Origin of the sequence: Pseudomonas sp. D4002 (assembly GCF_013385665.1) — a bacterium.
Classification (GTDB): Bacteria; Pseudomonadota; Gammaproteobacteria; order Pseudomonadales; family Pseudomonadaceae; genus Aquipseudomonas.
Genome location: NZ_JACAPN010000014.1, coordinates 61902 through 88533, shown reverse-complemented (window position 1 = coordinate 88533; position 26632 = coordinate 61902). Strand labels below are relative to the sequence as shown.

The window sequence follows — 26632 nt, the reverse complement described above, 5'->3', positions numbered from 1 at the left end:
TGCGTTCAACCTGATCTACCGAGGTCTCATGTCTTTCGATCTCGCCGCGCGTCTTGCGGCTCGTCGTGCCGAACACCTGTATCGCCAACGTCCACTGCTGCAGAGCCCGCAAGGCCCTGACGTGGTGGTCGACGGCCAGCCGTTGCTGGCGTTCTGCAACAACGATTACCTGGGCCTGGCCAATCACCCGCAAGTGATTGAAGCCTGGCGCGCGGGCGCGGCTCGCTGGGGCGTGGGTGGCGGCGCTTCGCATCTGGTGATCGGCCACAGCACGCCGCACCATGAACTGGAAGAGGCCCTGGCCGACCTCACTGGTCGCCCGCGGGCGCTGCTGTTCACCACCGGTTACATGGCTAACCTTGGCGCCGTCACCGCGCTGGTGGGGCAGGGCGATACGGTGCTGGAAGACCGCCTTAACCACGCCTCGTTGCTGGATGCCGGTTTGCTCTCGGGTGCGCGCTTCAATCGTTACCTGCACAACGATGCTGAAAGCCTGGCCAAGCGCCTGGAGAAAGCCACCGGCAATACGCTGGTGGTGACCGACGGCGTGTTCAGCATGGACGGTGACCTGGCGGATCTGCCCTCACTGGCCCGTGAAACCCGGGCCAAGGGCGCATGGTTGATGGTGGATGACGCCCATGGCTTCGGGCCTTTGGGCGCCAACGGTGGCGGGATCGTCGAGCATTTTGGCTTGAGCCAGGAAGATGTGCCGGTGCTGGTCGGCACCCTCGGCAAGGCCTTCGGTACCGCTGGCGCCTTTGTGGCGGGCAGCGAAGAGCTGATCGAAAGCCTGATCCAGTTCGCCCGCCCGTATATCTACACCACCAGCCAACCGCCGGCATTGGCGTGCGCCACGCTGAAAAGCCTGGAACTGCTGCGCACCGAGCATTGGCGGCGGGAGCATCTCAATGGGCTGATCCGCCAGTTCCGCCAGGGCGCCGAGCAGATTGGCCTGGAACTGATGGACAGTTTCACGCCGATCCAGCCGATCATGATTGGCGACAGTGCCCGCGCGGTGCGTTTGTCGCAGATGCTGCGCGAGCGCGGGCTGATGGTGAACGCGATCCGGCCACCGACCGTGCCTGCCGGTAGCGCTCGCCTGCGGGTGACCCTGACGGCGGCCCACAGCAACGCCCAGGTGCAGCTATTGTTAAGCGCATTGGAAGAGTGTTTCCGCTTGTTAGGCCAGGAGCCCGACCATGCGTGATCGACTGATATTGCTGCCTGGCTGGGGCCTCGGTGTTTCTCCGCTGGAACCGTTGGCGGCGGCGTTGCAGGGGCTGGATGAACACTTGCAGGTGCAGATCGAACCGTTGCCGGACGTGGAGTCGGACGACCTTCAAGAGTGGCTCGATGAGCTGGATTCGACCGTGCCCCAAGACGTCTGGCTGGGTGGTTGGTCCCTCGGCGGCATGCTTGCTGCCGAGTTGGCCGCCCGGCGCGGTGATCATTGTTGCGGTTTGCTCACCTTTGCCAGCAACGCAAGCTTCGTGGCCTGGTCCCGCTGGGGCCATGGCATGCACGAAGAGGATTTTATGGCGTTTCTTAACGGTTGCCGCCTTGATCCGGTTGCGACGTTAAAACGCTTCAGTCTGCTTTGCGCCCGGGGTTCCAGTGATCCCCGATCACTTGCTCGGCTATTGCTGGCGGGTGCCCCTAAAACCTCCGCGCAGACCTTGCTCAGTGGTCTGGAGCTGTTGGGCCGATTGGACACCCGCCAGGCGTTGGTCGACTTTCAAGGGCCGCAGTTGCATCTGTTTGCCGGGCTGGACGGGCTGGTTCCGGCTGAAGTGGCCAGTGAGTTGTTCGCCTTGTTGCCTGACGTTGAAATCGGCCTGATTGAGCAGGCCGGTCACGCTTTTCTACTGGAGGACCCCCACGGTGTGGCGGGGGCCATCCAGGCTTTTTTGCATGAGTGCGGTGATGACTGATTTGTCCCATGTGTTGCCCGGCGGCTTGCCAGACAAGCGCCAGGTAGCGGCCTCCTTTTCCCGCGCAGCCGCCAGTTACGACAGCGTTGCCGAGTTGCAGCGTGCGGTGGGCAGCGAGCTGTTGCGGCGTTTGCCCGAAGGTCTTTCTCCACAACGCTGGCTGGACCTGGGCAGTGGCACGGGCTATTTCAGTCGTGTGCTGGGCCAGTCATTTGCCGATAGCCAGGGTTTCGCCCTGGATATCGCCGAGGGCATGCTCAAACACGCCCGGCCGCTGGGCGGTGCACAACATTTCATCGCTGGCGATGCCGAGCGCTTGCCCTTGCAGGACGCCAGTTGCGGGCTGATCTACTCCAGTTTGGCGGTGCAGTGGTGCTCGGATTTTGCCGCAGTGCTCAGCGAAGCGCGGCGCGTATTGCAGCCCGGTGGCGTGCTGGCGTTTGCCAGCCTCTGCGTGGGTACGCTGGATGAGTTGCGCGAAAGCTGGCGCGCAGCGGATGGCATGGTTCATGTGAACCGCTTCCGGCCGTTCAGTGCTTATGAGCAACTGTGCGCAGCCAGTGGTTTGCGGGTGCGCAGCCTGGAGCAGTGTCCCCACGTGTTGCATTACCCCGACGTGCGCAGCCTGACCCACGAACTGAAAGCGTTGGGTGCGCACAATCTGAACCCGGGGCGCCCAGGAGGGTTGACGGGCCGGGCGCGGATTGTTGCACTGGTGCAAGCCTACGAGCAGTTCCGCCAGGCCCAGGGCCTGCCGGCAACTTATCAAGTGGTGTACGCCGTCCTGGAGAAACCTCTATGAATGCCGCTTACTTCATCACGGGGACCGACACCGACGTCGGCAAGACCACTGTCGCTGCCGGCCTGCTGCATGCCGCGCGGCAAGCCGGCAAAAGTACGGCGGCGGGCAAGCCGGTAGCCTCTGGGTGCCAGCTGACGCCCAAGGGCCTGCGCAATTCGGACGCCCTGGCGTTGCTGGCCGAGTGTTCGTTGCCGTTGAGTTATGCCGAGGTCAACCCGGTGGCCTTCGAGCCGGCCATCGCGCCGCATCTGGCGGCCCGTGAAGCCGGCGTGGCGCTGACGGTGCAGTCGTTGTTGAAACCCATGCAGCACGTTCTCGCCAAGCAGGCGGACTTCACCTTGATCGAAGGTGCGGGCGGCTGGCGTGTGCCATTGGCGGACCAGGACAATTTGTCGGACCTGGCCCAGGCGCTGAAGCTGCCGGTGATCTTGGTGGTGGGTGTGCGGCTGGGGTGTATCAGCCACGCGTTGCTGACCGCAGAAGCCATCGCCCGGGACGGGTTGCCGCTGGCGGGCTGGGTGGCCAATATCATCGACCCCAAGACCTCTCGTCTGGAAGAAAACCTCGCGACCCTGGCTGAACGACTCCCCGCGCCATGCCTGGGAAGGGTGCCCAAGCTCAAGCATCCCAGCGCCGAAGCGGTCGCCGCGTACTTGCAACTGGACCTGCTTGACTAGTTTTGCCTATCGCGAAGGCATTATGCCATTAGTGTTTTTGACGGGCGTTTTGCCGGTAGGTCTGCTTCAATAACAGTTCACGATTCTCTTATAGGCAGGTTCACGCCATGGAAATCTCTGGTAGCAGTGCGTTTTACTCGGGACTGAGCGCGATTCAGACCGGGCAGAACCGTGTCGACCAGGCCGCCGGCAAGATTGCCAGCGCCGCCACTTCCCAGCCTTCGGACGCGCAAAATGATCGTTTGCGTTCGGTAGACGCCAATCAGGCCAGCAACTCGGCGAGCAACATGGTCGAGATGGCCCAAGGCAAGTTCCAGGTTGAACTGGGCGCCAAAGTCGCCAAGGCTTCCGACGAAATGCTCGGCACCTTGATCGATACTTACGCATAACCCCCCCTCTTATCGTGCGAGCTGGCTTCTCTGTGGGAGCCGGCTTGCCTGCGATAGCGTCACCTCGATCCTCCTGATACACCGCGGCGCCCGCATCGCAGGCAAGCCAGCTCCCACACTGATCTTCACCGCTCAATAATCTTTTTCCCCCTGAATCGTCATGCGGCATTTCGCTGCAGGCCTTGCCGTGCCTGACGTTGACCTGCGTCATGACAAACGGCGTTTGCGCGACGCTTGACAAGGATTGGTCGTAAACGTATGTTTCAAACAACTGTTTGACCGCCATAACACATCCATGCGGTTGTTCATCCCAGATACATCAGCAGAGGTTTATCGCTATGCCTGACTACAAGGCCCCCTTGCGTGATATTCGCTTCGTTCGTGACGAACTGCTTGGCTATGAAGCGCACTATCAGAGCCTGCCGGCTTGCCAGGACGCTACCCCGGACATGGTTGACGCCATTCTCGAAGAAGGCGCCAAGTTCTGTGAGCAGGTACTGGCACCGCTGAACCGCGTGGGTGATATCGAAGGTTGCACCTGGAGCGAGTCAGGCGTTAAGACCCCTACCGGTTTCAAAGAAGCCTACAAACAGTTCGTTGAAGGCGGCTGGCCAAGCCTGGCCCACGACGTGGCGCACGGTGGCCAGGGCCTGCCGGAATCCCTGGGCCTGGCGGTCAGCGAAATGGTCGGCGAAGCCAACTGGTCGTGGGGCATGTACCCGGGCCTGTCCCATGGCGCGATGAACACCATTTCCGAGCACGGCACCCCCGAGCAGCAAGAGGCTTACCTGACCAAACTGGTGTCGGGCGAGTGGACCGGCACCATGTGCCTGACCGAACCGCACTGCGGCACCGACCTGGGCATGCTGCGCACCAAGGCCGAGCCTCAGGCTGATGGTTCCTACAAGGTTTCCGGTACCAAGATCTTCATCTCGGCCGGCGAACACGACATGGCCGACAACATCGTCCACATCGTGCTGGCTCGCCTGCCGGACGCACCGGCTGGCACCAAAGGCATTTCGCTGTTCATCGTTCCCAAGTTCGTACCGAACGCCGACGGTTCGATTGGCGAACGCAACGCGGTGTCCTGTGGTTCCCTGGAACACAAGATGGGTATCCACGGCAACGCCACCTGCGTGATGAACTTCGACGCGGCCACCGGTTTCCTGATCGGCCCGGCGAACAAAGGCCTGAACTGCATGTTCACCTTTATGAACACCGCTCGCCTGGGCACCGCGCTGCAAGGCCTGTCCCACGCTGAAATCGGCTTCCAGGGCGGCCTCAAATACGCTCGCGACCGCCTGCAAATGCGCTCCCTGACTGGCCCGAAAGCGCCAGACAAGGCAGCCGACCCGATCATCGTGCACCCTGACGTGCGCCGCATGCTGCTGACCATGAAAGCCTTCGCCGAAGGCAACCGCGCGATGGTGTACTTCACCGCCAAGCAGGTTGACGTGGTCAAGTACGGCACTGACGACGAAGCCAAGAAACAGGCTGACGCACTGCTGGCCTTCATGACCCCGATCGCCAAGGCGTTCATGACCGAAGTCGGTTTTGAAGCCGCCAACCACGGCGTGCAAATCTACGGCGGCCACGGCTTCATCGCCGAGTGGGGCATGGAGCAGAACGTTCGCGACAGCCGCATTTCGATGCTGTACGAAGGCACCACCGGCATCCAGGCCCTCGACCTGCTGGGCCGTAAAGTGCTGATGACCCAAGGCGAAGCGCTGAAGGGCTTCACCAAGATCGTCCACAAGTTCTGCCAGGCCAACGAAGGCAACGAAGCGGTACAGGAATTCGTTGCACCGCTGGCGGCACTGAACAAAGAGTGGGGCGAGTTGACCATGAAGGTCGGCATGGCGGCCATGAAAGACCGCGAAGAAGTCGGTGCCGCTTCGGTGGATTACCTGATGTACTCCGGTTATGCCTGCCTGGCTTACTTCTGGGCCGACATGGCCCGCCTGGCCGCCGAAAAACTGGCTGCCGGCACCAGCGAAGAAGGCTTCTACACCGCCAAGCTGCAGACTGCGCGCTTCTACTTCCAGCGCATCCTGCCGCGTACCCGCACCCACGTTGCAACCATGCTGTCGGGCGCCAACAACCTGATGGACATGAAAGAAGAGAACTTCGACCTGGGCTACTAAGCCTCGGCCAGTTCGCTTCAAAAGCCGCCGCTCCTTCGGGAACGGCGGTTTTTTTTGCGCGATAAAAAACCACAGTACCGCACTCAGGGATTGCTCCGAGCGGCCGTTACAGTGATGGCAATGTGATACGCATCACATTGAATGTGCTTAACTGTGATCAGTGAAGGCACTGTGCCATCTTTTTTTGTGGGTCGGAGCTTTACCCTTGTCGCGCGCGTCTGCTGTACGTTTCAGTCATTTTTTACCTTCACTGCTTTTACTGCTGGCGGGGCTCTCGGCTGCGTATGTGAAGGATCTCAATGTGTTCTTCACTTCACTGTTCAATGTGCTGCCGACCCTCGTGCTGCTGCTGGGCGGCTCGTACTGCGCGGTCTACCGGCGCCAGCGAGAGCTGTTCCTGATGATCACGGTGTACGTGGTCTATTTCCTGCTGGATACCCAGACCGATTACTACCGCGATAACGGTCGCGTGCGGGACGACGCGGCCGTGGTCTTCCATCTGTGTTGCCTGTTGTTACCGTTGCTGTTCGGCATCTACGCGGTCTGGCAAGAAAAAACCCACCTGTTTCGCGACTTCGTCGCACGCTGCGCGGTGCTGTTTGCGGTAGGCAGCGTGGCGCTTGCCCTTGAACAAAGTTTCCCCCATGCCTTATTAAGCTGGTTGGCCGAAATTCGCTGGCCCGCCTTGCATGGCCGCTGGATGAGCCTGATCCAGCTGTCCTATCCGATGTTCCTGATTGGTTTTGTGACCCTGGCCGCGCAGTACTGGTATCAACCAAGACCGCTGCACGCCGCGCAGCTGGTAGGGTTGCTGGGGTTGTTCTGGATGTTGCCGCAGACGTTCATCCTGCCGTTCACCCTGAACATCATGTGCAGCCAGGTGATGCTGATGATCGCTGCCGGGGTGGCCCACGAGGCTTATCAAATGGCCTTCCGTGACGAGCTGACCGGGTTGCCGGGCCGCCGCGCGCTCAATGAGCGCATGCAGCGCCTGGGGCGCAATTATGTGCTGGCCATGGGCGACGTCGATCACTTCAAGCGTTTCAACGATACCCATGGCCACGACGTGGGCGACCAGGTACTGCGCCTGGTGGCCAGCAAGTTGTCCAAGGTCAACGGCGGCGGCCGGGCCTACCGCTATGGCGGTGAGGAATTTGCCGTGGTATTCGCCGGCAAGACCCTGGATGAATGCCTGCCGCACCTGGAAGAGATCCGCGAAATCATCGCCAACTACGACATTAAACTGCGTAACCCGGACCGTCCCCACGACGACCAGCAGGGGCGCCAGCGTCGTGTGGGCAATGGCGCTTCCAGCGTGTCGGTGACCGTCAGCATCGGTGTGGCCGAACGCCAGGCCGAGCAGCGCAGCCCTGAAGAAGTGCTCAAATCCGCCGACCAGGCGCTGTACAACGCCAAGGGCGCGGGGCGTAACTGCGTGGTCGCTGCGGGGCAGACCCGCCGCGGCGCGGTCCGCATGGACAGCGCTGCCGGTTGAGTGATGGTGGTGTATTCAGCGGCCCTACAGTGATTGTCCGGTGGGCCGTGCGGCAGTAGGTTGAAGGCATCTGCTGCCGGAGACATTGCCATGCCTGACTATAAAGCTCCCCTGCGCGACATGCGCTTTCTGATTGATCACGTCTTTGACTTCCACGGCCACTACGCCGCGCTGGGTGCAAGCGATGCCAGTCCGGACATGGTCGGCGCGATCCTCGAGGAAGGTGCGAAGTTCTGCGAAAACGTCCTGGCGCCGTTGAACCGCTCCGGCGATGAAGAAGGCTGCCATTTCGACAACGGTGTGGTGACCACGCCCAAGGGCTTCAAGGAAGCCTTCGCGCAGTACGTGGAAGGCGGCTGGCACGGTTTGGCGGCTGACCCGGCCTACGGCGGGCAGGGCTTGCCAATGTCCCTGGGCCTGGTGCTCGCGGAGATGATCTCCTCCAGCAATACGTCCTGGGGCATGTACCCTGGCCTGACCCACGGTGCGATGTCGGCGATCCGTGCCCACGGCACTGAAGAGCAGAAAAACACCTACCTGAGCAAACTCACCGCGGGCCAGTGGACCGGCACCATGTGCCTGACTGAAGCCCATTGCGGCACCGACCTGGGCCTGATCAAGACCCGCGCCGTCCCGCAGGCCGACGGCAGTTATGCAGTCACCGGCAGCAAGATTTTCATCTCGGCCGGCGAGCATGACATGAGTGACAACATCATCCACCTGGTGCTGGCCAAGCTGCCGGATGCGCCGGCCGGCACCAAGGGAATCTCGCTGTTTATCGTGCCCAAGTTCCATGCCGACTCGGGCGAGCGCAACACGATGAGTTGCGGCTCCATCGAGCACAAAATGGGCATCAAGGCGTCGGCCACCTGTGTGCTGAACTTCGATGGCGCCCGGGGTTTCCTGATCGGTGAGGCGAACAAGGGCCTCAACTGCATGTTCACCATGATGAACCATGCGCGCCTGGGCACCGGCATGCAGGGCCTTTGCCTGGGGGAAGCGAGCTTCCAGGGTGCGATCAAGTACGCCAACGACCGCTTGCAGATGCGCTCGCTGACCGGCGCCAAGGCACCCGAAAAAGCCGCTGATCCAATCATCGTCCACCCGGATGTGCGGCGCATGTTGCTGACCATGAAAGCCTTCAATGAAGGCAACCGCGCATTGACCTACTTCTCGGCACAGTTGCTCGATACCGCACACCTGAGTGGCGACGAGGGGCAACGCCAGGAAGCCGAAGACCTGTTGGCCTTCCTTACGCCGATCTGCAAGGCGTTCATGACCGAAACCGGGCTGGAGGTGACCAACCACGGCATGCAGGTGTTCGGTGGCCATGGCTTCATTCGTGAATGGGGCATGGAGCAACTGGTTCGCGATTGCCGGATTGCGCCGATCTATGAAGGGACCAACGGCATCCAGGCCCTGGATTTGCTCGGGCGCAAGGTGCTCGGCAGCCAGGGCAAGCTGCTGCGCGGCTTTACCAAAATCGTCCACAAGTTTTGCGCGGCCAGCGCCGAACATCCGCAACTCAAGGTCCATGTGGCTCAGCTCAACCAGTTGAATCAGCAGTGGGGTGAGCTGACGGTCAAGGTAGGCATGGCAGCCATGAAAAACCCGGATGAAGTCGGCGCTGCAGCCCTGGATTACCTGATGTACAGCGGCTACATCATCCTTGCCTACTTGTGGCTGCGCATGGCGCTGGTGGCACAAGAGCAGTTGGACAGCGGTAGCGGTGATGCCGATTACGCCCGAGGCAAGCTGGCGACCTGCGAGTTCTACTTCAAGCGCCTGCTACCGCGCACGGCCGCGCACCGGGCGGCGGTGGAGGCAGGCAGTGAGTGCCTGATGAGTCTGCCGGCGGAGCTGTTTGCGCTTTAGTGACCGTAAAATACTTGTTGGTCACAAGCAGACCCTATGTGTCACAAAAGTTGTTCGGTTACACTCGGGGTCTGTAAAACCGACCCCACCCGAATAACGTTAAAGTTCTCACGAGGTTTGCCATGGCTGACTACAAAGCGCCGCTGCGCGATATGCGCTTCGTCCTCAACGAAGTTTTCGAGGTCGCCAAACTCTGGGCCCAACTGCCCGCGCTGGCGGAGACCGTCGACGCCGAGACCGTTGAGGCAATCCTCGAAGAAGCCGGCAAAGTCACCTCCAAGACCGTCGCCCCGCTCAGCCGCGGCGGCGACGAAGAAGGCTGCCGCTGGGAGAATGGCGCGGTCTTCACCCCGGCTGGCTTCAAGGACGCCTACAAAACCTACGCTGAAGGCGGTTGGGTAGGTGTTGGCGGCGACCCGGCGTACGGCGGCATGGGCATGCCCAAGGCAGTGTCGGCCCAGGTAGAAGAGATGATCAACTCCTCGGGCCTGGCCTTCGGCCTCTACCCGATGCTGACCTCCGGCGCCTGCGTGTCGATCAACACCCACGCCAGTGAAGAGCTCAAGGCCACTTATCTGCCGAATATGTACTCCGGCGTGTGGGCCGGTTCCATGTGCCTGACCGAACCTCATGCCGGCACTGACCTTGGGATAATTCGGACCAAGGCCGAGCCTCAGGCAGACGGTTCCTACAAGGTCAGCGGCACCAAGATCTTCATCACCGGTGGCGAGCACGACCTCACCGAGAACATCATCCACCTGGTGCTGGCCAAGCTCCCGGACGCACCGGCGGGTCCCAAGGGTATTTCGCTGTTCCTGGTGCCCAAGTTCATGGTCAATGCCGACGGCAGCCTGGGGGCGCGCAATCCGGTGACCTGCGGCTCCATCGAACACAAGATGGGCATCCAGGCGTCTGCGACCTGCGTGATGAACTTCGACGAAGCCGTGGGCTACCTCGTGGGCGAGCCTAACCGTGGCCTGGCCGCGATGTTCACCATGATGAACTACGAGCGCCTGGGTGTGGGCATCCAGGGCCTGGCCTCCGGTGAGCGCTCTTATCAGAACGCTATCGAATATGCGCGCGACCGCCTGCAAAGCCGTTCGCCAACCGGTCCGAAAGCCAAGGACAAGGTCGCTGACCCAATCATCGTCCACCCGGACGTGCGGCGCATGCTGCTGACCATGAAAGCCTCGAACGAAGGTGGCCGTGCGTTCTCCACCTATGTGGCGATGCAGCTCGACACCGCCAAGTTCAGCGAAGACGCCACCGTCCGCAAACGCGCGGACGATCTGGTTGCTCTGCTGACCCCGGTTGCCAAGGCGTTCCTGACCGACCTGGGCCTGGAAACCACCGTGCACGGCCAGCAGATTTTCGGCGGCCACGGCTACATTCGCGAATGGGGCCAGGAGCAACTGGTGCGTGATGTGCGCATCACCCAGATCTACGAAGGCACCAACGGCATTCAGGCCCTGGACCTGGTGGGACGCAAGATCGTCGGCAGCGGTGGGGCGTTCTACAAGCTGTTCGCTGATGAGATCCGCCATTTCACCGCCACTGCCGGCGCCGAACTGGCCGAATTCACCAAGCCGCTGGACGCGGCCGTGGATGACCTGGACGAACTGACCGCCTGGCTGCTGGACCGCGCCAAATCCAACCCGAATGAAATCGGCGCGGCATCCGTGGAATACCTGCACGCGTTCGGCTACATGGCTTATGCCTACATGTGGGCCCTGATGGCCAAGGCGGCTCTGGGTAAAGAGGCTCAGGAAGACTTCTACGCGAGCAAGCTGGGCACCGCGCGTTTCTACTTTGCGCGCTTGCTGCCGCGGATCGCGTCCCTCAGCGCCTCGGTAAAAGCCGGTAGCGAATCGCTGTTCTTGCTGGATGAAGCACTGTTCTAAGGACTTGGAGGGCGTGTAAGCATTCTCTTACATGACGTGCTGCTATTCGTCCTCTATCGCCAAATTGGATCCACGGATAATCTACTTCACATGGACGTCGCGCAGGAAGCGCAAAGCAACAACACGGACACGTAGGATTCTGCCAGGAAGGCGGAGTGAAATGGATGTCAGGGAAACAGTCTGCAAAGCCCCGCTTCGGCGGGGTTTTCTTTTGCCTGCGAAAAAGTCAGGCGGGCGCGTTCATCACGTCTTCCAGCAGCGTGCGCAACAATTCCAGCGTCGCCTGCTGGCGCTGCACATCCCGGCACACCAACCCCACTTTCAACGGCACCCGTGGTTCGCTCAAGGGTTTCCACAGCAACGCCTTGCTGTTGTGTTCATCCTGGGAGCGTCCGGGAAGCACCGTCGCCAGCTTGGTGTGGGGCAGGCTGTCGAGAATCCCCGCCATCGTATTCAACTCGGCCTGCACTTGCGGGCGTCGGCCCAGGTTGGCCAATTGACCTTGCCATATCTGGCGCACCTGAAACTCTTCCCCCAGCAGCAACATGGGTAACTCGGCGGCTTGCTTCAGGGAGACTTTCTTGAATTCCCGCAGCGGGTGATCAGCCGGGATGACCACCTTCAGTTCATCTTCATACAGCAGCACGCCGTGCAGCCCCGGCTGGCGTGGCGGCAGGTAGCTGATGCCGATATCCAGCGAGCCGTTGAGCAGCCGGCGTTCGATTTCCATCCCGGTCAGCTCGTAGATCTGTACGACCAGGTGCGGCTGGGCCTTGCGCACCCGTTCGAGCATCTGCGGCACCAGGCTGGTGTGCACGGTTTGCAGCACGCCGATCGCCAAGGTGCGCAGTGCCTGGCCCTTGAAGTTGCGCAGTGCTTCCACCGCGTGCTGCATACCGTCGAGCAAGGGCAGGGCGTGGTTATACAAAGTGTGGGCGGCGAGGGTCGGCAGCAGGCGCTTGCTGCTGCGTTCGAACAGGCTCACATCAAGGTTTTGCTCGAGCTGGCGAATCTGCTGCGACAAAGCTGGCTGGGAGATCGACAGGCGCTCCGCTGCCCGCCCCACATGGCCTTCTTCGTACACCGCGACGAAATAACGCAGTTGCTTGAAATCCATAAGTAATGCTTATCGAAAATGCTGGAAAATCGAAATGGCCGAGTGCCCCCAAGGCGCCTAGTCTAGCGCCTATTCACAGGGCTTACAGGGCCGGAAAGCAAGATGAGTAGTGTTTATGTTGACGGTGTTTGCATAGGCAAGGCAAAAAACCTCCGCCATGGGTTTATCGGTAATACCGACCAAGGTGCGATTGCCAAAGGGGTTCATCCATGAACCTGTTCAACCTGCGTCGCCCCGCCCCCAGCCTGGATGATCTGATCCTCGAGGCGAAGACCCCGGCTCTGCGAGACGATCTTTCCAGCGATTGCCTGATGCCCAGCGTGGCCCGCCCGCCCCAGGTGTTTGTACGCGGCCAGGGCTCCTGGCTGTGGGACAGCGAAGACCGCGCCTATCTCGACTTCAGCCAGGGTGGCGGCGCCAACAGCCTGGGCCATAGCCCACAGGCAGTGACCAAGGCGCTGGCCGATCAGGCCCAATCGCTGATCAATCCCGGTAACAGCCTGCACAACCGCGTTCAACTGAACCTCGCCGACCGCCTGTGCCATCGCACCGGCAGCGACCAGGCCTACCTGCTCAACAGCGGCGCGGAAGCCTGCGAAGCGGCCATCAAGCTGGCGCGCAAATGGGGCCAACTGCACCGTGGTGGCGCCTATCGCATCATCACCGCGAGCAACGGTTGCCATGGCCGCAGCTTTGCCGCGATGTCGGCCTCGGCAGCCGCCAGTGAAAACCGTTTTGAGCCCCAGTTGCCAGGCTTCAGCCACGTGCCGTTCAACGACCTGCCGGCGCTGCACGCGGCGGTGGATGCGCAAACCGTAGCAATCATGCTGGAACCGATCCAGAACGATGCCGGCGTCATTCCCGCGACCGAGCATTACCTCAAGGGTGTCGAACGTCTGTGCCGTGAGCTGGGAATTCTGTTGATCCTCGATGAAGTGCAAACCGGCACCGGCCGTTGTGGCACGTTGCTCGCCGAACAGCACTATGGCGTTCGCGCCGACATCATCACCCTGGGCAAGGGCTTGGGGGGTGGTGTGCCGCTGGCGGCTTTGCTGGCACGAGGCAAAGCGTGTTGTTTTGAGCTGGGTGAGCTGGAAGGCACCCACCACGGCAACGCGCTGATGGCTTCCGCCGGTGTGGCGGTGCTTGATACGGTTCTGAACCACGGATTTCTTGAACACGTCTGCGAGGTCGGCACTTACCTGGGTGAAGGGCTTGCCCGCCTGGCGCATCGCTATGACCAGGGTGAACTGCGCGGCCAGGGCCTGATGTGGGGACTGACTCTGTCGGAGGATTCGGCAGATGCGGTGGTAAACGCCGCGCTCAGTGAAGGCCTGATCCTGAGCGCGCCGCAACCCGATTGCCTGCGCTTCACCCCGGCGCTCACATTGAGCAAAAGCAACGTCGACGAAATGCTCCTGCGTCTGGCCCGTACCTTCTCCCGGGTGCGCACTGCACAGCTGCAATGCCGCAAGGGCATTGCCGTTTAAGCCCCATATTTCCTGAACCGTCTCGCGGTATACGCGGCGCCTCCAGCCTGATTCTTTTGGCTGGGGGCGTTTTTTTGTCCGTGAATTAGACGATGGCTGAGTGCCAGATCCCACTGAACCCTTACCAACGGCCAAGGTCGATTAGCTTGTACGGCTCACACGAGCCGATTTTCTGGAGCTGAACCCATGGATATCATTCGCATCATCATCGCTATTCTGCTGCCGCCACTGGGTGTGTTCCTGCAAGTGGGTTTCGCTGGCGCGTTCTGGCTGAACATCCTGCTGACCTTGTGCGGTTACATTCCCGGCATCGTGCACGCGGTGTACATCATCGCCAAACGCTAAAAGACCTCAGCCTTTCGCGATCAGCCGTGAGTTGCGCTCATTGCGAAAGGCCAGTTGCTCAATGGTCTGGGTGGCGTGCTCCGCTTCTTCGCGGGCCTGGAGGATCATGCCGTGGTGCTCCGATTTGCTGCACACCGGGTCAGCATTGCTGGCATCTCCGGTCAGCATGAACGCCTGGCAGCGGCAGCCGCCGAAGTCCTTTTCCTTCTCATCGCATGAACGGCACGGCTCGGGCATCCAGTCGTAGCCGCGAAAGCGGTTGAAGCCGAACGAGTCGTACCAGATGTGTTGCATGCTGTGGTCGCGCACGTTGGGAAATTGCACCGGCATCTGTCGGGCTCCGTGGCACGGCAGGGCAGTACCGTCCGGCGTTACTGTCAGAAAGATGCTGCCCCAGCCATTCATGCAGGCTTTCGGGCGTTCCTCGTAGTAATCCGGCGTGACGAATATCAGCTTGCACGGGTGGCCTTCGGCTTCGAGCTTGGCGCGGTATTCGTTGGTGATGCGTTCGGCGCGCACCAGCTGTTCCTGGGTCGGCAACAGGCCGACCCGATTGAGCTGGGCCCAGCCGTAGAACTGGCAGGTGGCAAGCTCGACAAAGTCCGCTTCCAGGGCAATGCACAGCTCAATGATGCGGTCGATCTTGTCGATATTGTGCCGATGGGTGACGAAGTTCAGCACCATCGGGTAGCCATGGGCTTTCACTGCCCGGGCCATTTCGAATTTTTGCGCGAAGGCTTTTTTCGAGCCGGCCAGCAAGTTGTTCACTTGCTCGTCACTGGCCTGGAAACTGATCTGGATATGGTCCAGGCCGGCCTTCTTGAAGTCGCTGATCTTCTGCTCGGTGAGGCCGATGCCGGATGTGATCAGGTTGGTATAGAAACCCAGCTTGCGCGCCTCGGCGATCAGTTCGGCGAGGTCCTGGCGCACCAGCGGCTCACCGCCGGAAAACCCCAGTTGCGCAGCGCCCATTTCCCGGGCTTCACGAAATACCTTGATCCACTGTTCCGTGCTCAGTTCCTTGCCCTGCTCGGCGAAATCCAGCGGATTGGAGCAGTACGGGCATTGCAGCGGGCAGCGGTAGGTCAGCTCGGCCAGCAACCAGAGCGGCAGGCCGATTTCCGGCTTGGGTGGCAGGTCAGGCAAGTTCGATCCAGTGCTGAGCACGGGCAACCTCCATGAATTGCTCGATGTCTTCACCGAGCTCGGGCACGCCAGGGAACTGCTTGTCCAACTCGGCGATGATTGCGCTGACATCGCGCTCGCCGTCGATCAAGCCACCGATCAACGCGGCGCTGTCGTTGAGCTTGATCATGCCTTCCGGGTACAGCAGCACATGGCCTTTTTGCGCCGGTTCGTACTGGAAACGATAGCCCTGGCGCCAGGTCGGTTTTTTGCTGCGATCGAAGCTCATAGGGTGATCCCCTTATGCCATACACGCTGGTCGGTCACGCTGTGATACGGCGGGCGTTTCAGTTCATAAGCCATGCTCATTGCATCGAGCATGCTCCAAAGAATGTCCAGTTTGAACTGGAGAATTTCCAGCATGCGCTCCTGGCCTTCGCGGGTGGTGTAGTGCTGCAGGGTGATGGCCAGACCGTGCTCCACATCCCGGCGAGCCTGGCCCAGGCGGGTGCGGAAATACTCGTAGCCGGCCGGGTCGATCCACGGGTAATGCTGGGGCCAGCTGTCGAGGCGCGACTGGTGGATCTGCGGGGCGAACAACTCGGTCAGGGAACTGCTGGCGGCTTCCTGCCAGCTGGCCCGGCGGGCGAAGTTGACGTAGGCGTCTACCGCAAATCGTACGCCCGGCAGTACCAACTCCTGGGAGCGCAGTTGATCCGGGTCGAGGCCGACGGCCTGTCCCAGGCGCAACCAGGCTTCAATGCCGCCGTCTTCGCCGGGAGCGCCGTCGTGATCCAGCAGGCGCTGGATCCACTCACGACGAATCTCCCGGTCCGGGCAGTTGGCCAGGATCGCGGCGTCCTTGAGGGGAATGTTCACCTGGTAATAAAAACGGTTGGCGACCCAGCCCTGGATCTGCTCGCGTGTGGCGCGGCCTTCGTACATCGCCACGTGATACGGGTGATGGATATGGTAGAAGGCGCCCTTGGCGCGCAGGGCCTGTTCGAACTCGGCGGTGGTCAGCGGTGTGTCAGTCATTTGGCTCGCTCCTACAATTCAATGCTCATGCCGTCGTACGCCACTTCCACATTGCGTCGCAGCAGCTCGGCTCGCTCGGGCGAGTCCTCATCCAGGATCGGGTTGGTGTTGTTGATGTGGATAAGCACCTTGCGCTGCTTGGGCAACTGCTCCAGCACTTCCAGCATGCCGCCGGGGCCGTTTTGTGCCAGGTGGCCCATCTCGCGACCGGTGCGGGTGCCGACGCCACGGCGCTGCATTTCGTCGTCGTCCCACATCGTGCCGTCCACCAGCAGGCAATCGCTGCCGGCCATGATTTCCAGCAACGGTGCGTCAACCTTGCCCAGGCCCGGCGCATAGAACAGCTTGCCGCCGGTGCGCAGGTCTTCGACGATCAGGCCGATGTTGTCGCCCGGGTGTGGGTCGAATCGGTGAGGCGAGTAGGGCGGTGCCGCGCTGCGCAGCGGCAATGGTGTGAAGCGCAGGTTGGGGCAGGCGGGGATCGTGAAGCTGGCGTCCAGCTCGATGCGGTTCCAGGCCAGGCCGCCGTTCCAGTGGGTCAGCATGGTGAACAGCGGGAAGCCGGTGCTCAGGTCTTCATGGACCATGTCGGTGCACCACACCTGGTGCGGGCAGCCTTCGCGCAGGCTGAGCAGGCCGGTGGTGTGGTCGATCTGGCTGTCCATCAGGATGATCGCGCTGATGCCGGTATCCCGCAGCGCGCGGCCCGGTTGCATCGGGGCGAAGCCTTGAAGCTGGGCGCGGATATCTGGCGAGGCGTTGCACAGCACCCAGTTCACGCCGTCATCGGAAATCGCGATGGACGACTGGGTACGCGCCTCGGCCCGCAGGCTACCGTCGCGAAAACCTGCACAGTTCACGCAGTTGCAGTTCCATTGCGGGAAACCACCGCCCGCGGCGGAACCTAGAATCTGGACAAACATGGCCGCTCCATTACACACAACTCAAAAATAAAAACGCCCCGGGCGAGCCGAGGCGTTGCATTGCGATACAAAGCCAATCAGCGGCTGGCAAAGTACATGGTGACTTCAAAGCCGATACGCAGATCAGTGTAAGCAGGTTTGGACCAGGTCATGTTCTTACTCCTACGAAGGGAAGGGACGTTTACTACCAAGTAATACATATAGTCCACCTCCAAGCGGAGATGTTCAGATGTGTGCATGTGAATGTTACGTACTTCTTTTGAAGATAGCGCTGTCCTGCGGGAAAAAGCCTTTTACCGAAGCGGCAATGATCAGCCAGATCGTTGCCAGGAGCCGGCGGCACAAGCGCCATTGGCCACACAGCGCCATCCGCCTGCAGCAGCATCGAGTTGCTGTGCAGCTACCATTAAATCCTCGCGGGTGCGGGTCTGGATGAAATCTTGCAGCTGCTGGATGTAATCCGACGGGTGGCCTGCCAAGTGCGCGTGCCAGAGCAGTTCAGCGGCTTGGGAAGTGGGTAGGGCGTCGAGGGAAAATTGCCGGGCCAGATCGTTCGGCAGTTCGCTGGCGTTGATCAGCGCGGGCAGTTGCTTCAGGAACGCCTGCAGGTGATTAAGTATTTGCGCAAGAGACGCGCTTGGGGATTGCACCCCAAACAGCAGGCCGGTTTGCCCGTTGTACTGTCGGATGCCGCTGAACACCGCGTAGCCCAATTGAAGCTCAACACGCAGTTGCTGGTAGAACGGCGCTTGCACCAGATGTGCGAGGAGGCGCCAGCAAGCCTCGTCCGCCAGGGAGCGTGTGGGTGTCGGGCAGAACAGCAGCAACGCGGCGTCGCTGGAATCGGTCCTGACTTCGTGCCAACGATGCTGGCTGCTGATTGACGGCAGTTCGCTGATAGCCGCTTGGGGTTGGCCGGGCAGTTTCCCGGCTGCACTTTTTATCGCCGTCTCGCAGGCGGCGGGCAGTCCCACGGCAAGCCCTTGCCAGCGAGCGGTTGACCATCGGTCTTGCCCAGCAACCTGCTGTGCAGCTGGGATGTCGGCGCAATACTCGGGTAATGCCTTGAGCAACTGTCGGATCGCCATTGCCGGTGCCGGGAACGATGACGCTCCGGCATTTTCGTCGAGGCGGGTCAGCTCACGGGCCACTTCCTCCAATATCGCGGGCATGGGTTCGTGCAGCCCTAGCATCTTCAGCTGGCAGTGACCGCCGATTGTCTCGAAAGACAACTGGACGCCAGCCTGGCTGGCGTTCTCACGCAGCCGTGGGAAAAGCTCTGCATCCAGCGGCGAATCCAGATGCCAGCGCAGGTAGAGCGCACCTTCATCTGTGTCGCCTGGCAAGGCCTGGCTGAAGGTCAGCGCCGAAAGATCCTTCCGTCCACGGGAGCGATCCTGGGCGAACGTACGCAGGCCGCGATGGGCGCTGGTTTGCCCGCGAATCAGCCCCGGGCGCTCTTCCCTGGCTGCCGGCTGCAGGAACGGATTGGTGGGCGGCAGTTGCCAGGCGTGCCGGGACGGCGGCAATTGCAGCGAGTCCAGCAGGGTCTTGAGGGAGCTGGCGCTCTGCTCGGACAGGACCAGTTCCTTGTCCTGCCGGGCCAATGCCAGGGCACCACTGACCTGTTGTTTGCGAGCAAGCAGCAAGGCGTGCTCTTCCCGCAGGGGCGCCCAGTCACTGTGTGCGAAAAAGCTCAGCCAGTCGTGCAGCAGTTCTTCGATCAGTGTCGTCTGCTGCGCACCCTGAGTGTCCAGGGTGAACTTGATATCCAACAACGCCTGTCCGGCAAATTGATACAGCGCCGTTGCGTTAATGGCACTGACTAACTGCCGCGACTGCAACTCGGCGAGCAACCCGCCGGGCGCCGAAGTGTTCAGCCACAGGCAGAGGAAATCCAGCGCCTCAGGGGAAGCCTCGCTTGCCACCACCTGATGCCAGTGGTGTTCATCGGTGTGTTGATAAGTACGTTGATTGCCGGCCAGCAACGCTGGCGCCGGCGTCTGTCGCCGCAGAGGTGCAGTCTTCAGCGCAGCGCCAAACTGATGCGCCAATGCCTCCAGCTCCACCAGCGACTGAGGGCCCGCAAGGCTCAAGGTCATCTGCCCGGAATGATAGAAACCTTCATAAAAATCCCGCAACGCCTGCTGAAAATCCTCACGCTCTACCGCCAAGCTATCCCGGTTGCCCGCATGAAACGCGCGCAACGGATGACCCGCCGCAACACCTCCCAGCAACGCTTGTTGCTGTTGCGCCGTGGCATCTTGCGACCAGGCAATAAACTCCGCCTGCAATACTTCGCGCTCACGCAACTGGTCTTCCAGGGCCAGGCGCGGCTGGGCGAGCATGTCCCCCAGGCGCTCCAGTGCGGCTTCAAATGCCGTAACAGGCACCTCAAAGAAAAAGTCGGTAGTGCGCTCGCGGGTGCTGGCATTCACCTGTCCACCCTGGCGCTGGACGTAGGCCATCAGCCCTTCGCTTGCAGGAAAACGCTCGGTGCCCAGGAACAATAAATGCTCAAGAAAATGCGCCAGTCCCGGCCACGCCAGGGGTACATCGTGGCTGCCCGCTGCAACGCGCAAGGCAGCCGCGGCGCGCTTCAAGCGCGGCGCATGATGCAAGGAAACCCGCAGGCCGCTGGCCAAGGTCAATTGAAGGTGATGAGGGTGGGCCGGCGCAGGCATGAGCACTTCCGAAACGTAGGAAGTGCCTATGCTAGCGCAAACCTGCCGGATCAGTGCTTGTGCAACGCACCATAAAGCTCGGGACGCCGGTCCAGCAGGTAGCGATTGGCCGCGCGTGAGTCGACCATCAACTGCCGATCAAGTGTGCCCACGATCAGCGCTTCATCCAGACCGGCCTGGGCAATCCGCTGGCCATCCGGCGCGGCGATGCTGCTTTGCCCGCAATACTGGATCTCGCCTTCCTGCCCGCAGTAATTGGCGTAAGCCACATAACACTGGTTTTCAAACGCCCGCGCCCGCACGGTCACATCGGCGACGAAATCGAAGGGCACCATATTGGCCGTCGGCACCAGGATCAACTCCGCCCCGGCCAGCGCCAGGCGCCGGGTGTTCTCCGGGAATTCCAGGTCATAGCAAATCAGGAAACCCAGCTTCCAGCCGTTCAATTCCACCAGCGGAAAATCATCGTCCCCGGCGCTGAACATCGAGTTGTCGAGGTCGCCAAACAGGTGGGTCTTGCGGTAGTTGCACAGGCGTTGGCCGTTGGCGTCTATCAACTGCACGGCGTTGTAGATCTGCCCGTCTGCACCGCGCTCCGGATAGCCATACAGAATCGCCACGCCCGAGTTTTTCGCCAGCGCGGCGATGGACTGTGCGGATGGGCCGTCCTGGGTTTCAGCCAGGGCGCCGACCGCTTCCACGCCGATGTTATAGCCGGTGAGAAACATCTCCGGCAGTACCAGCAGGTCGGCGTCGGTGGCCTCTTGCGCCAACTGATGCAGGCGCTTGAGATTACCGGCCACGTCCAGCGGCAAAGGTGGGCATTGATACAGGGCAACACGCATGGGCAACTCCTTACTCGGGCAGTGCGATCGGCCCGATCTCGTCGAACACATCCCCCGGCCCCGGGTTCTGCGGGTGAGTGCTGCCACCGAAGTGAGTCATGATGCCCCACACCGCGTTCAGCGAGGTTTGCACGGCGCCTTCAACCCACGCCGGGGTCCAGGACACGTCGTCACCGGCGATGAAAATACCGCGTTGCTCCGCCGGCATGTCCTTCTGCATGAAGTGCGCGTACATCCGTTGGTTGTAGCGATAGTGACCGGGAAGTGCGCCTTTGAAAGCGCCGAGGAAATGCGGGTCGGCTTCCCATGACACGGTGATCGGGTCGCCGATGATCCGCGCGGCGATGTCGACTTTCGGGTAGATCTTCTTCAGCGCATCCAGAGCCAGTTTCACGCGTTTCTCGATGGGTTGCGGAAGCATTTTCAGCGCATCGCTCATCCAGGAGTAGGACAGGCAGATCACCCCCGGCTTGTCGTCGCCGTTGTCGAACAGATAGGTGCCGCGGGTCAGGCGATCCGTCAGCGTCATGCTCATCAGGTCGCGGCCGGTTTCCGGATCCTTGTCCTTCCAGAATGGCCGGTCGACCATCACGAAGGTCTTCGACGACTGCATGTAGCGGGTGCGGTCCAGGGCCATCCACATCTTTTGCGAGAACAGGGTTTCGTCGCACTCGATCTGGGTGGTCAGCAGCCAGCTCTGGCAGGTGGTCAGCACGGCGGCGTATTCACGGGTGTCACCGTAGTTGTCGGTGACGGCGAAACGGCCGTCCGGCGCGTGGGCAATGCGCTTGACCCCGGCCCGTGGCGCGCCGTTGTGCAGGGAGCTGAGGCTGGTGCCTTCCGGCCAGTGGGCGCAACGCTCCGGCACATGGCGCCAGATGCCCATGGGCACTTGGGCGACGCCGCCGACCACCAGATGCTGGTGATCGTCGCAGTTGGTCATCACCACGCGGAAGATTTCCAGCATCGAGTTGGGGAAGTCCGAGTCCCAGCCGCCGGTGCCAAAGCCGACCTGGCCGAACACTTCGCGGTGATGAAAGGACAACTTGGCGAACGCTTTGGAGGTCGCCACGAAGTCGTAGAAGGTGCGGTCGTCCCACAACGGAACCAGCGTATTCCACAGCTCTTTCAGGCGCGGTACGTCACGGTCGCGGATGGCTTGCTGGATATCGGCGAACTGCGAGCCGGCTTCCAGGGCGTCGGCCCAGGCGTCAGCCACTTCCTGGAACAGTGCAGGAAGGTCAGCGAGTTTCTGTGCGTAGTGCGTCTGGCCTTCGAGGTCGATGACCGTGCTGCCGGAAGCCGGCGTCAGCGGGTTGGGGAAGGGTTTGGTCTCCAGCCCGAGCTTGTCTACATAGTGGTAGAACGCGGTGGAGGACACCGGGAAGCGCATGCCACCCAGTTCCGCGATGATGCCTTCGGCGCCTTCGAACGCCTGGGAGCGCAGGCGGCCACCCATTTTCGAGGCTTCATACACCACGGGTTTCAGGCCGAGCTTCATCAGCTCATAGGCGGCCACCAGCCCGGCAATCCCGGCGCCGACGATCGCCACTTCGGCGCCGTGGTTGGCCGCCGGAATGCTGCCCAGGCCCGCCGGATGCTCGATCCAGTCATCAAAGGCGAACGGGAAGTCCGGGCCAAAGATAGTGATCGGCTTTTTACCGGTGGCGGGGTGGCGGTTGGGCTTGCTGATGGTGCTGGAAGGAATGCTCATGGCTGACCTTGCTGGCGGCTCGGCGGGGCGCGACCCGCTGAGTATAGGAAAAGATGGCAGCCATTCTAGGGAGCGTAGCGTTCGTTAATAAGACGCAATGTGTCGTCGGATTGAATTGTTTTTAGTCAGAGTGACGAGCTTGCTGGTCAGATTGGTTGTCCGCGATCCAGTTTGTTACTGAGGATGATCGAGGTGGTGGTCTTCTCCACGCCGTCGACGCTGCCGATCTGGTCCAGCAGTTGATCCAGCTGTTCCGGCGAATCGGTGCGCAGCCAGGCCACGTAATCGAACTCGCCGCTTACCGCACATAACTGCTGAACCTGCGCCATGGCACTGATCCGGCGCAGCACTTCCTTGCCGGAGCGCGGTTGCACGGTGATCCCCACGTAGGCCTGCAAACCACCGTCCACCACCCGCTGGCTGAGGCGCACGCCATAGCCGGTAATCACCTGGGTTTTTTCCAGGCGCGCCAGGCGTGAGGTGACGGTGGTGCGCGCGATGCCCAGTTGCCGGGCAAGCATGGCCACGCTTTCACGCGCGTTGATCTGCAAGGCGGCGATCAACTGGCGATCGATTTCATCGAGGACGGGAGGGTGAGAGGCGGGCAAGGTGTTCTCCGGCGCGGGCATCAATGGGCGAGCATGTTACAGGCTCGGTCCTGGCGATACTGCCCGCCCGGCCGGGAATTTATTTTCGCCGCTGATCGAACACATTATTTTGTGCCAGATTGTGAAAAGTAACTGTTTGGTACATTATTTTGCGTTAGGTATACAGGAAGGACGTTTGCGCGATGAATAACTTTGGGGCTGCCACCGGCAGCAGATGGTTGCTGGTTGGGCTGGGCCTGCTGATCGCCTTGATCGGCCTGGGTTTGGCAGGTGGCGGCGGTTACCTCGTAGTGCTGGGCGGCAGTTGGTATTTCCTGCTGATGGGCCTGGCGATGCTGGTCTCTGGTGTGCTGATCGCCAAGCGCCGGCCTCAGGGAGCATGGCTGTACGCCGTGGCATTGGTGCTGACTGCGATCTGGGCGGTGTGGGATACCGGTCTGGAATACTGGCCGTTGGTTTCGCGAGTCCTGACCTTCGCCGTCATCGGCCTGGTAGTCGCGCTGATTTATCCCCAGCTCGCCCGCGCTTCCGGATCGACACCCGGGCGCGGCGCCTATGGCGTTGCCGGGCTGCTGGGCCTGGGCGTGGTCGCCACCCTGGCGTACATGTTTGTACCGACCCACGTGGTCAAGGCCAGCAGTGAGCCTGCGGTGACTGCGGTAACGCCGGGCACCGAGCAAAAAGACTGGGCCCACTGGGGCAACACCACCGCCGGCAATCGGTTTGCCGCGCTGGACCAGATCAACAAAGGCAACATCGACAAGTTGCAGGTGGCCTGGACCTTCCACACCGGCGACATCCCCGAGAGCAATGGCGCCGGTGCCGAAGACCAGAACACCCCGCTGCAGATCGGTGACAGCGTTTACGTGTGCACCGCCTACGGCAAAGTGTTTTCCCTGGACGCCGATACCGGTGCCCAACGCTGGAAATTCGACCCCCAGGGCAGCGGCCCCAACTGGCAGCGTTGCCGTGGCCTGGGTTATTTCGATAGCAGTGCCAACGAGCAACCCGCCGGCGCCAAAGCCTGTGTGAAACGTCTGTTTCTGCCGACCGGCGATGCCCGGTTGATTGCGATCAATGCTGAAACCGGCGCGCCTTGCGAAGACTTCGGCGACCACGGCACCGTCGACCTGAAGACCGACATGGGCGAAGTGAAGCCCGGTTATTACCAGCAAACCTCGACGCCACTGGTGGCGGGAAATGTTGTGATCGTGGGTGGACGCGTGGCGGACAACTTCTCCACCGGTGAACCGCCAGGCGTGGTGCGCGCCTTTGACGTGCACAGCGGCGAACTGGTGTGGGCCTGGGACCCGGGCAACCCGAACACCACCAAACGCCCACCTGCAGGAGAGACCTACACCCGTGGCACGCCGAACGTATGGTCGGCCATGTCCTACGACGCCAAGCTCGGCCTAGTCTACCTGCCCACCGGTAACGCCACCCCGGACTTCTTCGCCGGTGAACGTACCGCCTATGACGACAAGTGGAGCTCCTCCATCGTCGCCATCGACGTGAAGACCGGCCAAGTGCGCTGGCACATCCAGACCACTCACCACGACCTGTGGGACTTCGACCTGCCGGCACAGCCGCTGCTCTACGACATTCCGGATGGCAACGGCGGCGTGCAACCGGCACTGGCCCAAGTCACCAAGCAGGGTGAAATCTTCCTGCTCAACCGCGCAACCGGCGTGCCCATCGCCCGGGTCGAAGAGCGTCCGGTGCCCCAGGGCAATGTGCCCGGCGAACGCTATTCGCCGACCCAGCCGTTTTCGGTGGACATGCCTTCGATCGGCAATCAGCAACTGACCGAATCCGACATGTGGGGCGCCACGCCGTTTGACCAGTTGATGTGCCGCATCCAGTTCAAGGGCATGCGCCACCAGGGCGTCTATACGCCGCCAGGCCTGGACCGCGCGCTGCAATTCCCGGGCTCCCTGGGCGGAATGAACTGGGGCAGCGTGTCAGTGGACCCGAATACCCACTATATGTTCGTCAACGACATGCGCCTGGGTTTGGCCAACTACATGATCCCGCGCGACAAGATCGCCGCCGGTGCCAGTGGCATCGAAATGGGCGTGGTGCCGCAAGAAGGTACGCCATTCGGTGCAATGCGCGAGCGCTTCCTCTCGGCGGCGGGCATTCCGTGTCAGAAGCCGCCGTTCGGCACCCTGTCGGCCATCGACCTGAAAACCCACAAGCTGATGTGGCAAGTGCCGGTGGGCACGGTTGAAGACACCGGGCCGCTGGGCATCCGCATGCACATGCCGATTCCAATCGGCATGCCGACCCTCGGCGCGTCCCTGGCCACCCAGTCCGGCTTGCTGTTTTTCGCCGGCACCCAGGACTTCTACCTGCGCGCTTTCGACACCGGCAACGGCAACGAGATCTGGAAATCACGGCTGCCGGTGGGTAGCCAGTCGGGGCCGATGACCTACGTGTCGCCCAAGACCGGCACGCAGTACATCGTGCTCACCGCTGGCGGCGCGCGACAGTCGCCGGACCGTGGGGATTATGTGATTGCCTACGCGTTGCCCAAGAAATAGGGCGTGAAAAAGCCGCACGGATGTGCGGCTTTTTTTTGCGTCTTAGATCGTGTCTGCCAGCAGGCATCGGGCAAAGAGTTGTGGCACCGGAAGGTTGCGCTGGCTGTAGCGGCTCAGCAAGATGATTTCCCGGTTAAAGGTCAGCTCGCCCAGCGGGATGACACGCACCTGCGGGGATCGGTCCAGCCATAGTCCGGCGTGGGGAACCAGTGAAACGCCCAGGCCGCATTCGACCATTTTGACCAGCGCCTCAATCTCGTCCAGTTCCAGCGCCACTTGCACGTCCAGCCGCTGATCCCGCAGGAAGCGACTGACCAGCCGCCCGCCAAACGAAGCCCGGTCGTAGCGCACGTGAGGATGAGCGGCGAGCAGTTGCAGCGGGTCATCCCCCTCGACCGTCAGCGGCGCGATCAACACAAACGGCTCCCTGCGCAGCAGTTGCACGTGCAGTTCCTTGGGCAAGTCAAAGGGTGGGCGAATGATGATCGCCGAGTCGAGTTCGCCTGCATCCACCTGGCTGAGCAGCTCCAGGGAAACTCCCGGCACCAACTTGCACTCCACCGTCGGCGCCGCCTGGCGCAAACGCACCAGGGCCTGGGGCAGCAGGCCGGTCTGGGCGGTGGTGATGGCGCCGACCTTCAACTCGCCCCTGTACTCATTGGCATCCACCGGCACAGCCATGCGGTTGAACGTCTCGAGAATCTCCCTGGCCAGCGGCAGCGCGCGGATCCCCGCCGCGTTCAGCGTGGCCTGGCGTCCGGTTCGGTCGAACAACTGCACGCCGAGCACCTGCTCCAACTGACGGATCTGCGCACTCACCGCCGATTGTGTCAGCCCGATATGCATGCCCGCTGCGGCGAACGTGCCATGGCGGGTAACGGCGATAAAGGTTTTCAGTTCCCGCAGCATGGGCGTCTCGATTGATCGAAATAATTTGAGCTCGATGCGAAAACTATCGTCTTTCCATCGGTTACGGCAAGGCTAGA

23 protein-coding genes are annotated in these 26632 nt (G+C 61.5%); 12 read left to right on the top strand and 11 right to left on the bottom strand.

What is annotated here, in order from left to right; all coding sequences use genetic code 11:
• Positions 1–28: 28 nt before the first annotated feature.
• From bioF to HX824_RS07525, 9 genes are all read left to right on the top strand, one after another.
• A complete protein-coding gene (bioF, locus tag HX824_RS07565; RefSeq protein WP_177054404.1) occupies positions 29–1207 on the top strand; it encodes an 8-amino-7-oxononanoate synthase in 1179 nt (392 codons plus the stop codon).
• Entirely contained in the window at positions 1200–1931 is a 732-nt protein-coding gene (locus HX824_RS07560) for an alpha/beta fold hydrolase (protein ID WP_177054403.1), read from the top strand. The genes bioF and HX824_RS07560 overlap by 8 nt, the downstream gene beginning before the upstream one ends.
• Positions 1924–2733, top strand: coding sequence for a malonyl-ACP O-methyltransferase BioC (bioC, locus tag HX824_RS07555; RefSeq protein WP_177054402.1), 810 nt, complete (start codon positions 1924–1926; stop codon positions 2731–2733). Before HX824_RS07560 ends, bioC begins: the two co-directional genes overlap by 8 nt.
• On the top strand, positions 2730–3410 hold the full coding sequence (bioD, locus tag HX824_RS07550) for a dethiobiotin synthase (protein WP_008434374.1): 681 nt from the start codon (positions 2730–2732) through the stop codon (positions 3408–3410). Before bioC ends, bioD begins: the two co-directional genes overlap by 4 nt.
• Positions 3411–3517: 107 nt before the next feature.
• Positions 3518–3799, top strand: coding sequence for a hypothetical protein (locus HX824_RS07545; RefSeq protein ID WP_008434375.1), 282 nt, complete (start codon positions 3518–3520; stop codon positions 3797–3799).
• Positions 3800–4137: 338 nt separating this feature from the next.
• On the top strand, positions 4138–5943 hold the full coding sequence (locus HX824_RS07540; RefSeq protein WP_087694738.1) for a phenylacyl-CoA dehydrogenase: 1806 nt from the start codon (positions 4138–4140) through the stop codon (positions 5941–5943).
• Between the two features lie 205 nt (positions 5944–6148).
• Positions 6149–7438 (top strand): diguanylate cyclase, encoded by a 1290-nt coding sequence (locus HX824_RS07535; RefSeq protein ID WP_023659318.1) that lies wholly within the window; start codon positions 6149–6151, stop codon positions 7436–7438.
• 90 nt (positions 7439–7528) lie between these two features.
• A complete protein-coding gene (locus HX824_RS07530; RefSeq protein ID WP_177054401.1) occupies positions 7529–9313 on the top strand; it encodes an acyl-CoA dehydrogenase C-terminal domain-containing protein in 1785 nt (594 codons plus the stop codon).
• A 122-nt stretch (positions 9314–9435) separates the two neighbouring features.
• Positions 9436–11214: an acyl-CoA dehydrogenase C-terminal domain-containing protein gene (locus HX824_RS07525; protein WP_177054400.1), complete on the top strand. Its 1779-nt coding sequence runs from the start codon at positions 9436–9438 to the stop codon at positions 11212–11214.
• A 226-nt stretch (positions 11215–11440) separates the two neighbouring features.
• Here the strand turns inward: HX824_RS07525 and HX824_RS07520 are convergent, their stop codons facing one another.
• Positions 11441–12331: a LysR family transcriptional regulator gene (locus HX824_RS07520; RefSeq protein ID WP_003211052.1), complete on the bottom strand. Its 891-nt coding sequence runs from the start codon at positions 12329–12331 to the stop codon at positions 11441–11443.
• A gap of 209 nt (positions 12332–12540) precedes the next feature.
• Between HX824_RS07520 and HX824_RS07515 the strand changes: the two genes are divergently transcribed.
• Both HX824_RS07515 and HX824_RS07510 read left to right on the top strand, forming a co-directional pair.
• A complete protein-coding gene (locus HX824_RS07515) occupies positions 12541–13821 on the top strand; it encodes an aspartate aminotransferase family protein (RefSeq protein ID WP_102370042.1) in 1281 nt (426 codons plus the stop codon).
• Positions 13822–14007: 186 nt separating this feature from the next.
• Positions 14008–14166 carry a YqaE/Pmp3 family membrane protein gene (locus tag HX824_RS07510; protein ID WP_003211049.1) on the top strand — a complete coding sequence of 53 codons (159 nt, stop codon included), beginning with the start codon at positions 14008–14010 and terminating at the stop codon, positions 14164–14166.
• Positions 14167–14172: 6 nt separating this feature from the next.
• Here HX824_RS07510 and pqqE read toward each other — a convergent pair whose 3' ends face one another.
• The 9 genes from pqqE to HX824_RS07465 form a co-directional block, all read right to left on the bottom strand.
• Positions 14173–15312, bottom strand: a complete 1140-nt coding sequence (gene pqqE, locus HX824_RS07505) for a pyrroloquinoline quinone biosynthesis protein PqqE (RefSeq protein ID WP_177054399.1) — start codon at positions 15310–15312, stop codon at positions 14173–14175.
• Positions 15305–15580: a pyrroloquinoline quinone biosynthesis peptide chaperone PqqD gene (gene pqqD / locus HX824_RS07500; RefSeq protein ID WP_003211043.1), complete on the bottom strand. Its 276-nt coding sequence runs from the start codon at positions 15578–15580 to the stop codon at positions 15305–15307. The genes pqqE and pqqD overlap by 8 nt, the downstream gene beginning before the upstream one ends.
• Complete coding sequence (gene pqqC / locus HX824_RS07495) at positions 15577–16329, bottom strand: pyrroloquinoline-quinone synthase PqqC (RefSeq protein WP_003211042.1); 753 nt, start codon at positions 16327–16329, stop codon at positions 15577–15579. The genes pqqD and pqqC overlap by 4 nt, the downstream gene beginning before the upstream one ends.
• A gap of 11 nt (positions 16330–16340) precedes the next feature.
• Positions 16341–17252, bottom strand: a complete 912-nt coding sequence (gene pqqB, locus HX824_RS07490) for a pyrroloquinoline quinone biosynthesis protein PqqB (protein ID WP_003211040.1) — start codon at positions 17250–17252, stop codon at positions 16341–16343.
• A 77-nt stretch (positions 17253–17329) separates the two neighbouring features.
• Positions 17330–17404, bottom strand: a complete 75-nt coding sequence (gene pqqA / locus HX824_RS07485) for a pyrroloquinoline quinone precursor peptide PqqA (RefSeq protein WP_003194766.1) — start codon at positions 17402–17404, stop codon at positions 17330–17332.
• A 159-nt stretch (positions 17405–17563) separates the two neighbouring features.
• Positions 17564–19936: a pyrroloquinoline quinone biosynthesis protein PqqF gene (gene pqqF, locus HX824_RS07480; RefSeq protein ID WP_177054398.1), complete on the bottom strand. Its 2373-nt coding sequence runs from the start codon at positions 19934–19936 to the stop codon at positions 17564–17566.
• 50 nt (positions 19937–19986) lie between these two features.
• Positions 19987–20781: a carbon-nitrogen hydrolase family protein gene (locus HX824_RS07475; protein ID WP_003211036.1), complete on the bottom strand. Its 795-nt coding sequence runs from the start codon at positions 20779–20781 to the stop codon at positions 19987–19989.
• Between the two features lie 10 nt (positions 20782–20791).
• The gene (locus HX824_RS07470; RefSeq protein ID WP_087694768.1) at positions 20792–22474 is read right to left on the bottom strand and encodes an NAD(P)/FAD-dependent oxidoreductase; all 1683 of its coding nucleotides are present in this window, start codon (positions 22472–22474) and stop codon (positions 20792–20794) included.
• Between the two features lie 167 nt (positions 22475–22641).
• Complete coding sequence (locus HX824_RS07465; protein WP_050543199.1) at positions 22642–23124, bottom strand: Lrp/AsnC family transcriptional regulator; 483 nt, start codon at positions 23122–23124, stop codon at positions 22642–22644.
• Positions 23125–23285: 161 nt separating this feature from the next.
• On the opposite strand from HX824_RS07465, the gene HX824_RS07460 reads away from it, so the two are divergent.
• Positions 23286–25646, top strand: a complete 2361-nt coding sequence (locus HX824_RS07460) for a glucose/quinate/shikimate family membrane-bound PQQ-dependent dehydrogenase (RefSeq protein ID WP_177054397.1) — start codon at positions 23286–23288, stop codon at positions 25644–25646.
• A gap of 42 nt (positions 25647–25688) precedes the next feature.
• Here HX824_RS07460 and HX824_RS07455 read toward each other — a convergent pair whose 3' ends face one another.
• Complete coding sequence (locus tag HX824_RS07455) at positions 25689–26555, bottom strand: LysR family transcriptional regulator (protein ID WP_003211026.1); 867 nt, start codon at positions 26553–26555, stop codon at positions 25689–25691.
• Positions 26556–26632 lie beyond the last annotated feature (77 nt).

Coding starts and splice junctions, on each gene's coding strand:
- bioF (WP_177054404.1), top strand. CDS start 29: ATGTCTTTCGATCTCGCCGCGCGTCTTGCGGCTCGTCGTGCCGAACAC.
- HX824_RS07560 (WP_177054403.1), top strand. CDS start 1,200: ATGCGTGATCGACTGATATTGCTGCCTGGCTGGGGCCTCGGTGTTTCT.
- bioC (WP_177054402.1), top strand. CDS start 1,924: ATGACTGATTTGTCCCATGTGTTGCCCGGCGGCTTGCCAGACAAGCGC.
- bioD (WP_008434374.1), top strand. CDS start 2,730: ATGAATGCCGCTTACTTCATCACGGGGACCGACACCGACGTCGGCAAG.
- HX824_RS07545 (WP_008434375.1), top strand. CDS start 3,518: ATGGAAATCTCTGGTAGCAGTGCGTTTTACTCGGGACTGAGCGCGATT.
- HX824_RS07540 (WP_087694738.1), top strand. CDS start 4,138: ATGCCTGACTACAAGGCCCCCTTGCGTGATATTCGCTTCGTTCGTGAC.
- HX824_RS07530 (WP_177054401.1), top strand. CDS start 7,529: ATGCCTGACTATAAAGCTCCCCTGCGCGACATGCGCTTTCTGATTGAT.
- HX824_RS07525 (WP_177054400.1), top strand. CDS start 9,436: ATGGCTGACTACAAAGCGCCGCTGCGCGATATGCGCTTCGTCCTCAAC.
- HX824_RS07520 (WP_003211052.1), bottom strand. CDS start 12,331: ATGGATTTCAAGCAACTGCGTTATTTCGTCGCGGTGTACGAAGAAGGC.
- HX824_RS07515 (WP_102370042.1), top strand. CDS start 12,541: ATGAACCTGTTCAACCTGCGTCGCCCCGCCCCCAGCCTGGATGATCTG.
- HX824_RS07510 (WP_003211049.1), top strand. CDS start 14,008: ATGGATATCATTCGCATCATCATCGCTATTCTGCTGCCGCCACTGGGT.
- pqqD (WP_003211043.1), bottom strand. CDS start 15,580: ATGAGCTTCGATCGCAGCAAAAAACCGACCTGGCGCCAGGGCTATCGT.
- pqqC (WP_003211042.1), bottom strand. CDS start 16,329: ATGACTGACACACCGCTGACCACCGCCGAGTTCGAACAGGCCCTGCGC.
- pqqB (WP_003211040.1), bottom strand. CDS start 17,252: ATGTTTGTCCAGATTCTAGGTTCCGCCGCGGGCGGTGGTTTCCCGCAA.
- pqqF (WP_177054398.1), bottom strand. CDS start 19,936: ATGCCTGCGCCGGCCCACCCTCATCACCTTCAATTGACCTTGGCCAGC.
- HX824_RS07475 (WP_003211036.1), bottom strand. CDS start 20,781: ATGCGTGTTGCCCTGTATCAATGCCCACCTTTGCCGCTGGACGTGGCC.
- HX824_RS07465 (WP_050543199.1), bottom strand. CDS start 23,124: ATGCCCGCGCCGGAGAACACCTTGCCCGCCTCTCACCCTCCCGTCCTC.
- HX824_RS07460 (WP_177054397.1), top strand. CDS start 23,286: ATGAATAACTTTGGGGCTGCCACCGGCAGCAGATGGTTGCTGGTTGGG.
- HX824_RS07455 (WP_003211026.1), bottom strand. CDS start 26,555: ATGCTGCGGGAACTGAAAACCTTTATCGCCGTTACCCGCCATGGCACG.